13 protein-coding genes and 3 pseudogenes are annotated in these 14,682 nt (G+C 65.0%); 8 read left to right on the top strand and 8 right to left on the bottom strand.

Going from position 1 to position 14,682, the window contains the following annotated elements:
- Positions 1–19 precede the first annotated feature (19 nt).
- Positions 20–1,219, bottom strand: coding sequence for an aromatic ring-hydroxylating oxygenase subunit alpha (locus G6N41_RS05675; RefSeq protein ID WP_198967735.1), 1,200 nt, complete (start codon positions 1,217–1,219; stop codon positions 20–22).
- 155 nt (positions 1,220–1,374) lie between these two features.
- Here G6N41_RS05675 and G6N41_RS05670 point away from each other — a divergent pair, with 155 nt between their 5' ends.
- Positions 1,375–2,070, top strand: a complete 696-nt coding sequence (locus tag G6N41_RS05670; protein ID WP_231608852.1) for a PaaX family transcriptional regulator C-terminal domain-containing protein — start codon at positions 1,375–1,377, stop codon at positions 2,068–2,070.
- Between the two features lie 44 nt (positions 2,071–2,114).
- On the opposite strand, the gene G6N41_RS05665 is transcribed toward G6N41_RS05670, so the two are convergent.
- Entirely contained in the window at positions 2,115–2,564 is a 450-nt protein-coding gene (locus G6N41_RS05665) for a MarR family winged helix-turn-helix transcriptional regulator (RefSeq protein ID WP_198966837.1), read from the bottom strand.
- Positions 2,565–2,669: 105 nt separating this feature from the next.
- Here G6N41_RS05665 and G6N41_RS05660 point away from each other — a divergent pair, with 105 nt between their 5' ends.
- Positions 2,670–3,581 (top strand): alpha/beta hydrolase family esterase, encoded by a 912-nt coding sequence (locus G6N41_RS05660; RefSeq protein ID WP_407663779.1) that lies wholly within the window; start codon positions 2,670–2,672, stop codon positions 3,579–3,581.
- 50 nt (positions 3,582–3,631) lie between these two features.
- Here G6N41_RS05660 and G6N41_RS05655 read toward each other — a convergent pair whose 3' ends face one another.
- The 3 genes from G6N41_RS05655 to G6N41_RS05645 form a co-directional block, all read right to left on the bottom strand.
- Positions 3,632–4,240, bottom strand: a complete 609-nt coding sequence (locus G6N41_RS05655; RefSeq protein WP_198966835.1) for a TetR/AcrR family transcriptional regulator — start codon at positions 4,238–4,240, stop codon at positions 3,632–3,634.
- A gap of 355 nt (positions 4,241–4,595) precedes the next feature.
- Positions 4,596–5,216: a hypothetical protein gene (locus G6N41_RS05650; protein WP_117423524.1), complete on the bottom strand. Its 621-nt coding sequence runs from the start codon at positions 5,214–5,216 to the stop codon at positions 4,596–4,598.
- Positions 5,217–5,336: 120 nt separating this feature from the next.
- Positions 5,337–5,942, bottom strand: a complete 606-nt coding sequence (locus G6N41_RS05645; protein ID WP_198966834.1) for a TetR/AcrR family transcriptional regulator — start codon at positions 5,940–5,942, stop codon at positions 5,337–5,339.
- A gap of 60 nt (positions 5,943–6,002) precedes the next feature.
- Here G6N41_RS05645 and G6N41_RS05640 point away from each other — a divergent pair, with 60 nt between their 5' ends.
- The gene (locus tag G6N41_RS05640; RefSeq protein WP_198966833.1) at positions 6,003–6,833 is read left to right on the top strand and encodes an alpha/beta fold hydrolase; all 831 of its coding nucleotides are present in this window, start codon (positions 6,003–6,005) and stop codon (positions 6,831–6,833) included.
- Positions 6,834–6,944: 111 nt separating this feature from the next.
- On the opposite strand, the gene G6N41_RS05635 is transcribed toward G6N41_RS05640, so the two are convergent.
- Entirely contained in the window at positions 6,945–7,490 is a 546-nt protein-coding gene (locus G6N41_RS05635) for a TetR family transcriptional regulator (RefSeq protein WP_198966832.1), read from the bottom strand.
- A 62-nt stretch (positions 7,491–7,552) separates the two neighbouring features.
- Between G6N41_RS05635 and G6N41_RS05630 the strand changes: the two genes are divergently transcribed.
- Positions 7,553–8,650: a DUF1214 domain-containing protein gene (locus G6N41_RS05630; RefSeq protein ID WP_198966831.1), complete on the top strand. Its 1,098-nt coding sequence runs from the start codon at positions 7,553–7,555 to the stop codon at positions 8,648–8,650.
- Positions 8,647–9,747 (top strand): annotated as a pseudogene (locus tag G6N41_RS05625) (sulfotransferase family protein); the annotation flags it as partial. The gene G6N41_RS05630 and the pseudogene G6N41_RS05625, both read left to right, overlap by 4 nt.
- Positions 9,748–9,758: 11 nt before the next feature.
- On the opposite strand, the pseudogene G6N41_RS05620 reads toward G6N41_RS05625, so the two are convergent.
- Positions 9,759–10,632 (bottom strand): annotated as a pseudogene (locus G6N41_RS05620) (IS5 family transposase).
- 196 nt (positions 10,633–10,828) lie between these two features.
- On the opposite strand from G6N41_RS05620, the gene G6N41_RS05615 reads away from it, so the two are divergent.
- The 3 genes and pseudogenes from G6N41_RS05615 to G6N41_RS05605 all read left to right on the top strand — a co-directional run bounded on the left by G6N41_RS05615 (position 10,829) and on the right by G6N41_RS05605 (position 13,668).
- Entirely contained in the window at positions 10,829–11,206 is a 378-nt protein-coding gene (locus G6N41_RS05615) for a hypothetical protein (RefSeq protein ID WP_231608851.1), read from the top strand.
- Positions 11,207–11,335: 129 nt separating this feature from the next.
- Positions 11,336–12,634 (top strand): annotated as a pseudogene (locus G6N41_RS05610) (acyltransferase family protein).
- 83 nt (positions 12,635–12,717) lie between these two features.
- Entirely contained in the window at positions 12,718–13,668 is a 951-nt protein-coding gene (locus G6N41_RS05605) for an alpha/beta hydrolase family esterase (RefSeq protein WP_198967733.1), read from the top strand.
- A 21-nt stretch (positions 13,669–13,689) separates the two neighbouring features.
- Here the strand turns inward: G6N41_RS05605 and G6N41_RS05600 are convergent, their stop codons facing one another.
- Positions 13,690–14,682 carry an ABC transporter ATP-binding protein gene (locus G6N41_RS05600; protein WP_198966830.1) on the bottom strand — a complete coding sequence of 331 codons (993 nt, stop codon included), beginning with the start codon at positions 14,680–14,682 and terminating at the stop codon, positions 13,690–13,692.

The raw sequence follows: 14,682 nt of genomic DNA, 5'->3' as shown, positions 1-14,682 counted from the left end.
GCCCGGACGCCTCGAAACGTCACCCGGCGGAGGTCAACCGAGCCAACCGCCTACCGAGGGTGGCATGGAAACGTCCGACCGCGCTCTCGTGCCGACCGAACTCGACGAAATCGTTTGCCCCGGCGGCGAGGCCACGTTGAACGCCCTCAGACATCTCGTTGTCCTCGGAGAGGCCCTGCCCGATGAAGCTGCCCGCGCCGGCCAAGTTGCTCGACGCGTCGAGCGAATCACGCTCGGCGACATCGGGGGTGACCATCGAATAGATGGTCACGGCGGTGCGATCGACGCTCACCGGATCGATCACGACCATGGCGATCACATCCGGGAACGTCGCCAACATGACGTTGGGGAACAGCTGATACAGATACGTCACCCTGGCACCCGTGGTCCAGGTGTGCTCAGGACGGTCTCGGAGCCGTTCAATATTGCGGTACGGGAAGGTGATACGAGTGTTGGGCCCGAATGCCTCCACCACATTGAGATCGTCGTACTGGACGGGAAAGAACGTGTCTTTGTGGGTCGACCGGATATGGTAGCCCTCTAGGAACTCCTCTACGAGAACCTTCCAATTGATCTCCCGCAGCGTTGATTCCACGACAATCAGGCGCTCGGCAGGGACGAGCTTCGCCCGCCAGGGGCTACCGTCGGTCAGCCAGCCGATCGCTCCCTCGTCCTCGATCAGGCCAGCGTCCACGGGGTCGAGTGGACCAATCACGATGAGCCCGTCCACCTCGTGGCTCTCCACCTCGATCAAGCCACGCGCGGACATGTCCAGGTCGGGGAAGGCCTCCGCGTGCGGGACATGCGACAACGACCCGTCCAGACGGTATATCCAACCGTGGTAGCGGCACACCAGCGCATGAGAACATCCGGCGTTCTCCACCAGAGCAAAGCCGCGATGCCGGCAGGCATTGCGGAACACCCGCGCTCGCCCGTCGGCCCCGCGCACCGCGAACAGGGGCACCCCGAAGGCGGTCCGTTCCACGTGATCGCCCTTGTTCGGGATCGCGGCCGACGGCACGAACACACTCGGCATGCCGCGCAGCAACCGTAACTCGGCGGCGAAGCGCTCTGGACTGACGTAGTTTTCGACCGGCTCGCGCCAAGCCTCGCCCTCGTCGGTGGTCCCGGCATCGATATGGGCAAGGACGCGCCGGACGATCTCCGCATCCTCGGCAACCAACGGCTTCGTCGGCGAGCTCACGTATGCCAGTATCACACCGTAGAAATCACGCGTCAACAATTCGGTGATATGGAGGTTAGGTGTCCCCGAAGTCCGCGGCCCGAGTACGCCGGCTGATCGGCAACCGGCCGCTCAGCGCACGTTCGGTGCTCGCATCGGCATTGCTGGGCGCCGACCAGGCCCGACTCACGGTGGCCGAACTGGTGGCGGTGGCCTCCCTGTTCGGCATCAGCGACGGCGCCGCCCGCACCTGCCTGTGGCGGATGGTCAGCAGCGGCGAACTGACCAGCGGCGAAGGCAGCTATGCACCCGCCGGGCACCTGCTGGAGCGGCGGCAGCGTGTCGACGAGGCGTCCCGGATCGCCGACACAGCCGTTGGCTCCTGGGACCGAACCTGGGAACTGGCGGTCGTCTCGCTGGATCGCCGCTCCGCGGCCGATCGCCTCGAGCTCAGAAAGGCAGCCATGGCTCTGCACCTCGCGGAGTTGCGCGAAGGCGTCTGGGTGCGACCGGATAACCTTGACCCGCAACGTCTTCCGATCTCCCGGTCGGTGCTGGACCGCCAGTGCATCCATTTTCATGGCGCCGCCACCGATATCAGTGCCGACAAGGCCAGCAGCCTGTTTTCCCTCGACCAGTGGGCGGCCGATGCCCTGGCCCTCATCCAGGCGATGGATGCCGAACTGGACCGGAGTAGCCGCGACGTTTCGGCGCAACGTTCCAGCTACCAGTTCGCTTTGTCGATCGCGGTGGTCCGCCACCTCCAACGCGACCCATTGCTACCGGCGGAGCTGATCGGCGACGACTGGCCCGGGCACCCATTGCACAGCACCTACCTGCGCCTCGACGAGGCATTCAAGCGGCGGATGAGTCACGCGTTTCATTGAACCCGGTGGCCGGCACGGCCTTCGCGCCGCAGCACCGGCGGCCCCTACGCCCCGGCCTCCGCATCGAGCAGGAGCTGCAGCGTCTCTCGAAGCTCGCCTAATCGTCGCGGTCCCAGGATCTTTTGCCACCGCCGCTGGGCATCGAGCGCGTTGGCGCGCATCACCCGAAGCGCGTGGCGGCCGCGTGGCGTCAACTCGATGATTCGCGCACGAGCGTCAGCCGGGTCCGGCGCCCGCAGGACATACCCGTGGCGTTCCAGTGCGGTTACCGCCTGGGCCACCGCCTGCCTGCTCACCCCAAGCCGGTCGGCCAGGTCCGAAGCGTGCAGGCCCTCGCCGGCCAGTGGAACGAGGCCGATCGCTTGTGCCGGCCGGATCCCATCGAGTCCGGCCGCGGCGAACGCCGACCTCAACCGGGGAGCCGTTGTGGCCGCGACCAATTGCATCAGGGCCGGCACCGTGGGCTCCCACGCCGCATCCAGAACACGTCGCATGACACCGAGTCTGCCATTCACGACACTAATGACAAGATGCTTGTCAAGTATGCGACTGGGTGTCACCATGTGGCCGTGGCGGTTCGATGCGCTCGGGTAGTCAACGTGTGCCTGCTGGCCGCCTTGATCTTCTTGGCCAACACCTGCGTAGTCGGCACGCGGCTATCGGCAACGCCCGATTTCCCGATCCCGGCCGGACGGTCGGTTCAGATCCTCAACTCGGGCGGGATTTTCCGGATCTATCGGGTGTACCGTCCGCGCGGCTTAACCGGTGCGGCGCCCCTTGTGGTGACGTTGCACGGCGGTTTTGGTGATGGCGCGCAGGCCCAGCGCGATTACCACTGTAACAGTCAGGCCGACAGCGGCGGTTTCGTGGTCGCCTACCCCAACGGTGTGCTGCGCGCCTGGAATGGCGGCACATGCTGTGGCGCGCCGGAGAACTTCGACATCGACGATGTCGGATTCATCACCGATATGGTCGCGACCATCCAGCGCCGGACCCCGATCGATCCGGCACGCGTCTACGCTACCGGCATGTCGGCCGGTGCCATCATGGCGCTTCGGTTGGGTTGCCAGTCGGACAAGTTCGCGGCGATCGCTCCCGTGGCCGGCACGCTGCTGACCGATGGCGCCCACGCACCGCCCACATCGGTGCTGCAAATCCACGGCACCGCCGACGATCGCGTGCCATACAACGGCGGGCCGGGCGTGGCCCGCTCGTTCGACGGCAGTGCGCGTGTCGACGGCCCCTCAGCGGCCGCGGTCAATGCCACCTGGCGCGCCATTGATGCGTGCGCACCGCCGACCTCAACCACTTCCGGAGTCGTGACAACCCAATCCGCTTCCTGCACCGACGCACGCAGGGGCACATTGATCTCGGTGGCCGGAGCCGGCCACCAGTGGCCCGGTGGCAGGTCCAAACCCGTCCTGGAAACGATCGCCGGCATCTCGCCACCGTCGACGGCGCTGGACGCCACCGCCACCATCTGGCAGTTCTTCAGTCAGTCCCACCTGTGAAAAGGCTTACAGCGCTTAGCTTCTCACCGTAAGCACATTGGCATCCCGGGTCAGCGCTTCTGCGCCAGGATGGCGCCGCCGACCCACCGCTTGATGAAGCCTTTCAGCTCATCATCGGAGCGGCTGGGCACATTGGGCGCGACAAAGAATGACAGCAACACCCGCAGAAGGAACTCCACCAGGTCGTGCCTGGCCGACTCGTCGGCGAATCCATACTCCGCCCAGTCGACGTCGAAGCGCTCCAGCATCCGCACCCCGAATACCTGTGCCTCTTCGGAGGTGAGATTTTCCGGGTGTGTGTGGGCGTACGGTTGCGCGATCAGAATGCCGAGATGGGGCGTGCGCACCGCGTCGCGCAGCGTAAACATTACCGCTGCGGCCATCGCCTCCGCGGGATCGCGCATGCCGCGCACGGCTTCGGTGAGCCGATCAAGAAAGCCGTCCACCGATGCGATTGCCGCCGCGCGCATGAGCGCATCTGCGGTCGGATAGTAGCGGTAGACCGTCTGCCTGATGACCCCCAGAGACGCTGCGACCTGGGCGAGACTGACATCGGATCCGGTCTCGGCGATCAGCCTCACCGCCGTGTCGACAATGCGCCGTGATGCCTCTTCGTCCGAGGCCGGCGGCGCTCCATTCCATCCGCGCCTACGCGCCACCGAACATCACCTCCGAGCAAAGCATTGGGTGAGCATAGCGCGACATGATGAATAGCACGAAGGCATACCTATGCTGCGGTAACCCGCAGCCGCGAACTCCCGCGACGTGTCCAGATCCTCGACAAACCTGCAGCTAAACGACGTGCGGGTGGCCACGAAGCGAACGCGCCAGCTGGCCATACTTGGACGTCCTGGCACCCACGATATTCATTGGACATTGATTCCAGAGCAAACAAGGTGAGACGTCGAAGATGTGGTCTGGCCACGGGCATTACCCCGGCGGTGCCGGCGGACTCCTCGCCCGATGCGTGAAACGCCCCGCCGCTTCGGACGGCGTACCACCAGCGGTGAGTGCTCACGGCCAGTTGGTGGCGAAATTTGCGTAGTCCTCGTCGAACTTGGCACAGAAGTCGGCGGCGGTGCCGGCCAGCAGGATGTGGTAAGTCTCAGGGCGGTGGTCTTGCCCTGACGTCGGATAGGTCCATCCGTGGGCGCACATCGCGTTGGATCCACCGGCGGTTGCCGCGGGCCAGACGGACCGGATGCAACCGGTCAGCGCCTGCATGTCCGATGTAGCGCTCTCGGCGATGACGAGCATCGCGCCACCCCACCCGCCATCGCTGCGCCGGTAGGCACGGGCTCCAAATGAGGTGTTGACCTTCTGACATCCCAACGCGCGCTGCAGGGGGACGAACGCGGAAGCCAGGCGTGAGTCGGCCACCCGCGCCGAGTCCATGATGAACGAGGCCGCGTCCGCGCCATCACCCTCTTGGACGTCGGCATTACCCACGCTCATGAGTTGTCGCGCGATGCGGCTCTGGGCAGCCTCATCACCGCCACCGATGATCGGCCCGCCACCCGTCGATGGGATAGGGGGCAAGACGGCGCCGGGTGCGGCCTGCACCGGGGGCGCACCCACGACCGCGCCGGCGCACAGCACCCAGGCCGCGATATTCATGCCGATTCGAAATGCCATTGATTCCCCCAGGGTGGGCCGATGATCCGGTCTAGCGTACCCACCCGGGTGCAGCGGGTGACCGTGGTTCGCCGCGGCCGGAATCGGCCGGAATGGCCGAGCGCGCCCGAATGCCAGCTGCTAGTCGTTCAGCATGCCGTCGATCAGCCGACGCAACACCTGTCGGCTCTCGCGGCGGGCACGCTTGGGATCATCGGCCGTCGCAATGAACATTGCCGCCTCGTCGAGCGCGCCGATCAACACATGGGCCAGTGGCCGCACCGGGTGGCGATCCAGCTGGCCCGCCCGGATGGCCTCGGTGATCAACTGCTCGGTCATGCCCAGGCTGTAGCGCTGTGCGACATCGCGGAAGCCCGCCCAGCCGAGCACCGCGGGTGCGTCCAACAGGATCAACTGGCGCACCTCTGGATCGCCAGACACCTCCAGCCAGGCATCGACGGCAGCACGGATCGCGTCGGCGGGCGTGGCTGCCCCCGAGGCAGCCACCGAGGTAGCCATCCGCGTCATCACGTCCTGTTCCACCGCCTCGACGACCTCACCGAATAGCGCCGCCTTGTCAGCGAATTGGTGGTACATGGCGCCGCGGGTGACGCCGGCTTCCGCGGCGATCTCCGGCGTCCCCACCTCGGCATAGCCGCGACTGCCCCACAGCTTGCGAGCAGCGGTGATCAGCGCCTCGCGGGTAGCCGCCGAGCGCTCCTCTTGCGTGCGTCTCTTGATTTTCATACAACCTGTTGGTAAGTTACCGGCAGCGTGTTTGTAAGTGTATCGAAATGGGAGTCATCCATGCCGACGATCGACATTAACGCCGGAACCATCCATTACGAAGTAACCGGACCCGAACACGGCAGACCGGTCATGTTCGTGCACGGGTACCTGATGGGTGGCCAGCTGTGGCGCCAGGTCAGCGAACGGCTTGCCGAGCGGGGCTTGCGTTGCTTCGCGCCGACCTGGCCCCTTGGCGCACACTCGAGGGCATTGGGCCCGGATGCCGACCGATCGATCACCGGCGTGGGTGACCTGGTCGCCGATGTGCTGGCAACCCTGGACCTGCATGATGTGGTGCTGGTAGGCAACGACACCGGTGGGGTCGTCGCACAGTTGGTGGCGGTGCATCATCCCGAGCGTCTTGGCGCGCTGGTGCTCACCAGTTGCGATGCTTTCGAACACTTTCCACCACCGATTCTCAAGCCGGTGATCCTGGCGGCCAAGTCCAAGAAGATGTTTCGGGCCGCTATTCAAACCATGCGGTCGCCGGCGGCCCGCCGGCGCGCCTACGGCGACCTTGCCCACGCCGACATCGATGAGCTGGCGCAGCGCTGGGTACAACCGGCGCTATCGAATCCGACGATCGCCGAAGACCTGCGTCAGCTAACCCTGTCATTGCATACCGACGTCACCAGGGGCGTCGCCGCGCGGCTGCCCGAGTTCAGCAAGCCCGCCCTGATCGCCTGGTCGGCCGACGACAAGTTCTTTGCACTCGAGGACGGCCGGCGCCTCGCCGCCGCCATCCCGAACGCCCGACTCGAGCTCATCGAGGGGGCCAGGACGTTTTCGATGCTCGACCGGCCAGATCGATTGGCCGATCTGCTATCAGCGGTGGCCATACGCACCTAGGGCGCAACGCGCTGGGGACTGACGACGATCCAGCACTGCAACCGGCGCCCGGTTGGACGCCATTCACGCGATGACAATCGCCGCCAACCCCTGTTGCACCCGATCCGGCAGCTAGCCACCCTGACCAAGCCAGTCATCCAGCGCGATGCGCACCACGGCCATCGCCAACGCACCGACCAGCCGCGGCCTCGGGTCTTGGGGTACCAAATTGGGTATCCTCGGTGCAATCAAGTCGGCGATCGCCGATTCGTACCGCACATATATGTGCAGCGTCCAGGCTTCCAACGTTTCCGAAGACCGGGTAAGCGTTGCCAATTCGCGTACTTGATCTTCCATCTCGGCAAATCCGACAGCGAGCCCACCGAAGGCGCCAACGACCGCCTCGACGGCGCTCAGATGCTCGGGTTGCGCCGCCAGAGCGGTAGCGATCCGGTCCAGCCAGTGCGCTGTCATGCCTTCTGCGACGGCGTCTTCCTTGGAGTTGAAATAACGGAAGAAGGTCGCCCGGCTGATGTCGGCGGTATCGGCGATGCGCTCCACCGTTGCCGCGGCCAGCCCCAGATCGGCAACCAGCTGCGCCGCGGCCGTGGCAATGCGCTGGCGGGTCGCGGTGCGCTTGCGCTCGGCAAGTGAGGTAGCTGCGGGGGGCGGAGACATTCGCCCACTATATTCACGCGAACCACTACCGAATGTGTGAGACATAGTCTCATCGTAAGACTATGTCTCACCACCTTGCCAGGCCTGTCGCAAGTGCCCCCCAGGCGCTTGCCGCGTGGCAGTTCTTTCAGCGCATGCTCGCAGACGTCACCAAGATCGTGACCGAGGACGCCGAGTCCGAGCCCGAACTCCTGGAAGGACTGCGGGTCATCGCCCGGGTGTCGTCGCTATGCGCGCAAATGTCGGTGGAGTCCGACCCCGCCCGGCCCGTGTTCTTCGATATGTGTCCGCCGAACCGCATGATTGGCGGCCCCAACCCGGAGGGCAACTACTTTCTGGCGATGATCCGCGGCGACCACCGTTACCGGATCACCGGTACCCGGGGCAGAAGTTGTTACCTGGGAATACAGATACTGGCCGGCACCGGACTCACGCCGCGGCGAATGGCCGGCTACCTCAGCGACGCCGACTTGGCGCTGCAGTCTGGTGAATTCACGCTGCTGCTTTCGGCGCTGGAACCCGACGAGCCCGGCGGCGGGCAGTGGGTGCAAATCCCCGACGACGCATCGGCGATCGTCGTCCGGGAGTACGTCGGCGATCGCAGCCGCGAAGAGCTGGCCAAAATGCGCATCGAGGCCTTCGACCCAGCCCCGGCGTCGCCACCAACCGACGACGAACTTGCGGGACAGTTCACGGCGCTGGCGTGGTCCTTGATGAAGCTCACCACGCTGCACCGCACCATCAAGCCCGAACTGCTCGACAACCCCAACACCCTGCTGACCGCCCAGGCCGCCGATCTTGGCGCCGCCGACACCACCCCGGACAACCTGTACATGATCGGGACCTTCCGGCTAGCACCGGGGCAGGCTCTGGTGCTGGACTTCGAGCCACCGGAAACGCGGTACTGGAGTGTCGCGCTGGAAAGCATCTGGCACGAATGTCTGGAGCCGGACAGCAGGCACAGCTCGGTGACCAATCGGGCGGTACGTGCCGGCGCGGATGGCAGGGTGCGTATTGCAATTTCCGAGCAGGACTTCGGTTTTGGACATTGGCTCGACACCGGTGGCCGGCATCGGGGGTTCGTGATCCTGCGCTGGCTGGACAATCCCCAAGCGCCCGACGTCGAGGTGTCGGTACGCCACCGGGAGCAGCGGGCATGAGCATGCCGCAGGATCGGTTCAAGCCCGAACGCCTGATCACCACCGCCTGCGAGGAAGCCGGAAGCGACGACTTCGGCGCCGACGGGTGGCAAGACGGATTGCAGCGGGTCACCGACGCGCTGATCCACGAGGCGCGGTTGTCGGCTATCGGCGTCGAGATCGCCCACCTGGACCTGATGCGCGCATTGCGTAACCGGCTCGGCGTCATCGCGTGGCGCCGCCAGCACCCCGAAATCGCCACGAAGGCAATCGATCAGCCCATCGTCATCGTCGGCCAGCCCCGCACCGGAACGACGATTCTCTATGACTTGCTCGCCCAGGACCCCGACCTTCGGGCACCGCTGACCTGGGAAGTCGATGCGCCGTGTCCGGTCCCCCAGCCCGACACGTATCTCAGCGATCCACGAATCGCGCAGACACAGGCCAGCATCGAGCTCTCCGAGCAGATCATTCCCGGCTTCCTGTCCTTTCACCCGATGGGCCCACAGGTCGGACAGGAGTGCGTCCGCATCACGGCCAGCGAATTCACCAGCATGATCTATTCGGTGCAGTACCGGCTACCCAGTTACTACCGCTGGCTGCTGTACGAGGCGGACCACCGCGGCGCCTACCGATTCCACCGAATCTTTCTGCAACACCTTCAATCCGGCGTCGCGGGCCAGTAGCTGCTCAAATCGCCCGCGCATCTGTGGCAGCTGGATGCGCTACTGGCCGAGTACCCCGACGCGTTGATCGTGCAGACACACCGTGACCCACTCAACGTCATCTCCTCAATCGCGGCGCTGACCCATCACCTGCGCCGGATGGCCAGCGACGAATCCAGCATCGCCGAATGCGCGGCCCAGTGCTACGAGGAAATCGTGGTCGGCCTCGACCGGGAGATGGCGCTGCGTGCCGGCGGCGCCCTCCCCGCCGGCCAGGTGATCGACGTGCTCTACACCGACTTCGTCAATGACCCCTGGAGCACGATCAGAGGCGTATATCGCAAGCTGGGCCGCGAGCTGGCGCCGGAAACCGAACAACGCATGCGTGACTTCCTGAGGGCTCATCCCGGTGATGGCGGGCGGGGTCGGTCCACGTGGTCGGATACCGGCCTAGGTCCTGTCTGCTAATTGCGGACGCGGTGGTAGGTGATGATGGCGGCCAGGGTGACACCGCCGAGGTAGGTCAGGGCGTATTTGTCGTAGCAGGTGGCGACCGCGCGCCAGTGTTTGAGCCGGTTGAAGCTTCGCTCGACGGTGTTGCGGTGCTTGTAGATTCGGCCTGAGAACCCCGGAGGCCGTCCTCTGTTGCGGCCTTTGGCTTTGCGGCGGGTGATCTGGTCGCTGCGCTCGGGGATGGTATGGGCGATCTTGAGCCGGCGCAGCTGTGCCCGCGTCGAGTCATGGGAGTACGCCTTGTCCGCCAGCAGGCGATACGGGGCGTATGAGTTGCTGCACCGGGCGGCCAGCAATGGCCAAAGCATCGGATTATCACCGGCTTGACCGGCCGACAGTGCCAGGGTGACCGGACTGCACAGCTGGTCGGTCAAGGCGTGGATCTTGGTAGTCAGCCCGCCGCGGGAACGCCCAATGGCGTGGTCATCGGGCTCATCGAGATATTTCTTGTAATTCGACAGATCCCCCTGTGCGGCGCCCGGAGCGCGCTCCGGCTGCGTGTTGGTGGGCGCGCACACTGGTCGAATCGACCGACAACAGTGCGCCCAGGTCGGCGTCCTCGGCGTCGAGGTCAGAGGCGATCGCCGCGAAGATCCGCGCGTAGATGCCATCGACCGACCAGCGTAGATGCCTCTCGGCCACCGATTGCCAGGGACCGAAGTGCTCGGGCAGGTCACGCCACGGAGATCCCGTACGGTAACGCCAGATAATGCCCTCCAGAGTACGTCGATGATCGTTCCACGGCCGGCCACGCCGCCGCCCCGCAGGCAACACCGCCACGATCAGCGACCACAAATCATCAGAAATCGCATGCGTCCGCATCACCCAAACAGCATCAGCCAAAACACCATTCACATTAAGCAGACACGCCCTAGACGCCAGCGTCGTTCGCGACCGGGTGCGTCCGTATCAAGACCGCTATGGGGTACCCACCGAGCAATTGCGTTAATTCACAAATGGCGTGAAGAAATTTGGCGCGGCGCTCCCTATAAGGGACCGAAACGGCATAGAATTCCGGCTTGTGACGACCTCGTCGAACCCGTGGGGCGACGAACGACGGAGACTCTCGCATCAGCTGCCGATGCGCGATCACTTATTTGGCCGAAGCCAGGCGCGACGGCTGAGCCGTCGATTCACCGGGGTGGGCGTGAGGATCTCGCCGCAGCGTCTTCGGGAGATGCACGCCGGCATGCCCGCCTCGGATAGCGAAATGATGAATATCAATTTTGCGTTGATCGCCATCCAAATAACCCGTGAAAAACGCGTCGCGAAATTGCACCGGCTGCAGCGCAAGTGCCGGCATGCATTGCTCTCGCTGGGCATGGTTATCGTCGCATTGAACTTCCTGCTCTGCGTCGGCTACCTGCTGTTCAGCCTGACGCTGCAGCGTTCGATGTAAATCGTTGGCCCCCAGCCAGATAGCTCACCCCGGCAGCACTGTTGCGCCCACCGTTCGGGTAGCTCTACCCGGGTAAGACGAGTAGAAGTACCCAAGCGGACCACCCGGCCCACCCGTGATGCTTCAAGCATGACATCGCTGACGGGCTTTCCCAGCCCCGCCGAACTTGCCGAACGCACCCCGGCCGACCGTGACCGCGCCATCGACGTCATCCGCATCACGGCCTTGGTCGGCGTGGTCGTGGGCCATACGGTGATGGCGACCAGCGTCATCCGCGGTGGCGTGCTCCGCTGGGACAACCTGCTGACCACCTCGACCACGTTTCAGGCTCTGACCTAGATTTTTCAGATCATGCCGTTGTTCTTTTTCGCCGGAGCGGCGGCGTGTGTCCCGTCCTGGCGCCCCGGAACGAACTGGGGCGGCGGGCTGATGAAGCGCGCCGCGCGGCTGTTTCGACCGGTTTTCTATTACCTGAGCTTTTGGGCGGTGGCGCTGGTCATCCTCTATCCGCTACTGCCCCAGCACGTTTACGAGCCGGTCGCCGGTGTGAGCATCCAATTGCTGTGGTTTCTCGGCGCCTACGTGCTGGTGCTGGCGGCGATGCCGGTGCTATCTCGAATCACCAGTACGGCGCGCCTGGCCGCCGGCGTAACCGCGGTCTACGCCATGATCGCGGCCGTCGACGCCGTCCGACTGCACTGCAGCGCCGCAGCATCGCTCGGATACCTCAACCTCGCGGTCTGGCTCATTCCCGCCATGTTCGGCGTGGCCTATCGCCACCGATTGCTGACACGAGCCCGCGCGATCGGCACCGCCGCGATATTTCTGGCTACCAACGTCGCGTTGCTGTGCTGGGGCCCTTACGAGCTGAGCCTGGTTGGCATCGAAGGCCAGCGGCTGCCCAACATGAGCCCTCCCTCACTGTTGTTGGCTGGTCACGCCATCATTCTGAGCGCGTTGGCAGTTGTGGCGGCACCGGCAATCGCCCGATGGGCTCGGCGCCCGCGGGTCTGGTGGTTGGCGGCGATCGGCAACTCCGGAGCCATGACTTTGTACCTGTGGCATATGCCAGCCCTGCTGGGCGTGCACCTGCTCTTCGACGGATTGGGAGTTCCCCACTATCCCGGCGAGCCGGGCTTCGCCGTGATCAGCGCTGCACAACTGTTGATCATGTGTGGTGCGGTGGCAGCGCTGTTCGTTGCGCTGCGGCCGCTGGAGAACAATCCGCTGCCCGGCTGGGACGGCGCACCCGCCATCACCTCGGTCTGGCACGGCGCGGGGGTCGGCGTACTGCTGTGTGTGGCCGGGGCGGCCATCCTGGCGTCGGTGAAGTGGGGCCTCAAGGACGACGGACTTGCCTGCATCGCAGTGACGGTCGCCGCCCTGGTGGCCGCTCGGATCCTGGCCGTGGCGCGACTCCCGCGGTAAGGAACGGCCCCGCCTGGAAGCCAGCCCCTCGCTTGATTGACAAGCTACTTGTCAATCCGGCAGAGGGCTGTCACCATGAGTTGATGGCGCGTGATACCGCTCGCATCCTTCGGGTGTTGAGCGCGGTTGTCCTCGGCTTGCTCGTCATCTGGACGGGCGGATGTTCCGCGGGTGGGCATGCGGCTGGAGCGCCCGCACCCGCGACGATCCCGGTGGGCCGGTCCACTCAGAGCATCCAGTGGGATGGCGCCGAACGGACGTTCAATCTCTACCGGCCGCAGGGATTGACCGGCGCTGTCCCACTGGTGGTGATGATGCACGGCGGTTTCGGCAACGGTGCGCAGGCCGAGCGCGCGTACCACTGGAACGACAAGGCAGATCAGCAGCACTTCCTGGTCGCCTATCCCGACGGTCTGCACCGGGCCTGGAACGCTGGAACCTGCTGCGGCCTGCCCCAGCGCAACAATGTCGACGACGTCGGATTCCTCACCGCCATGGTTGCCGAGATCGGAAAACAGATCCCGATAGATTCCGCGCGTGTTTACGCCACCGGCATGTCCAACGGCGCCATGATGGCGCTGCGGTTGGGTTGCCAAACGGAGATCTTCGCCGCGATCGCACCGGTGGCCGGCACGCTGGTGACCGATTGCGCACCCCCGCGGCCGACCTCGGTGCTGCAAATCCACGGCACGGCAGACCAGAGCGTCCCCTATGACGGCGGCCCCGGCCAAGCGGTGAAAATCAACGGATCGCCACGGGTGGATGGCCCGTCGGTGCCTTCGGTGAACGCGACCTGGCGCGCCATCGACGCATGTGGACCGCCCATCTCGAGCACTGCGGGCGTGGTGACAGCCGTGACCGCCGAATGCGCAGACGGCCACACCGTGGAATTGATCTCGGTGGTCGGGGCGGGCCATCAATGGCCCGGCGGTACGCGCGGCCCCCTGCTGGAGAGACTCGGTCTTCCCGAACCGTCGACGGCGTTGGACGCGAACGACACCATCTGGCAGTTCTTCGCCGGGCACCGGCGCTGACCCGCCAGCTCCGTCGCCGAATCAGTCGCTGGAAAGCTCGCGGTGCTCGATCAGGTCGCGCATACCGCCGATACCGAGCCGCTCACGAAACGCCTGCGCCGTGTAGCCGACGGCCGTCGCGTCGGTGCGGGCCCGCACCGTTGCCGAACGCGGCATGTGAAACAGCACCCCCATCTCGCCGAAATATTCTCCGGGCCCGGCAACTTTGACCAATTCTTCGCCGCCGTCGGCTAATTCGTGCACGATTTCGAACTCACCCGCCGATACGACATAGATGAGGTCGCCCATCGTGCTCTGTTCAAACAGCACGTCCCCGGACTTCAATTCGACGACTTCGGGCGGCCGGTTGGTCTCCGCGAAATCGGGCGTCAACTCCACAACACGGTCGGCCATCGGCACCATCCTGCTGTCGTGGGTGGCCACCACGACCACTCGGTCACCATCGGCGAGTTCGCGGATCAGCCGCAGCACTTCCTCTACCTGGATGAAGTCGAGGTGTGCGGTCGGTTCATCGGCCAGGATCAGCGGCGGGTCCAGCGCGATCGCGCGCGCAACCGCGACGCGCTGCTGTTGCCCACCGCTGAGGTCCCCGGGCCGGTGTTTCATCCGCTCCTCGAGGTTGACACGCTTCAACAACTCCTCGGCGCGCGCCCGCGCCGCAGCACGTGACATCCCGGCCGAACGCAGCGGAACCATCACATTCTCCAGCGCGGTCAGGCTCGGCACCAGGTTGAACGCCTGAAAGACGATGCCCACCTTGTCTCGCCGATATTTCGCCAGCGCCGTACCTTCGAGCGTGGTGATATCGATGTCCTCGAACTTGATCGCCCCGGACTTGGGTCGCAGAATGCCGCCCAGGCAAGACAGCAACGTTGTCTTCCCACATCCACTCGGACCGAGCAGGATGACCAGAGACCCGGCCTCCACGTCGAGGTTCAAACCATTGATCGGCCGAAGGGCATATCCACCGCTGTAGTACTCGACTACCAGGTCCTGAATGCTGAGATCGCCCAC

This window comes from Mycobacterium shottsii (assembly GCF_010728525.1).
Taxonomy (GTDB): domain Bacteria; phylum Actinomycetota; class Actinomycetes; order Mycobacteriales; family Mycobacteriaceae; genus Mycobacterium; species Mycobacterium marinum.
Note: the sequence above shows the minus strand (reverse complement) of the source record. Positions and strands in the feature narration are given on the sequence as shown.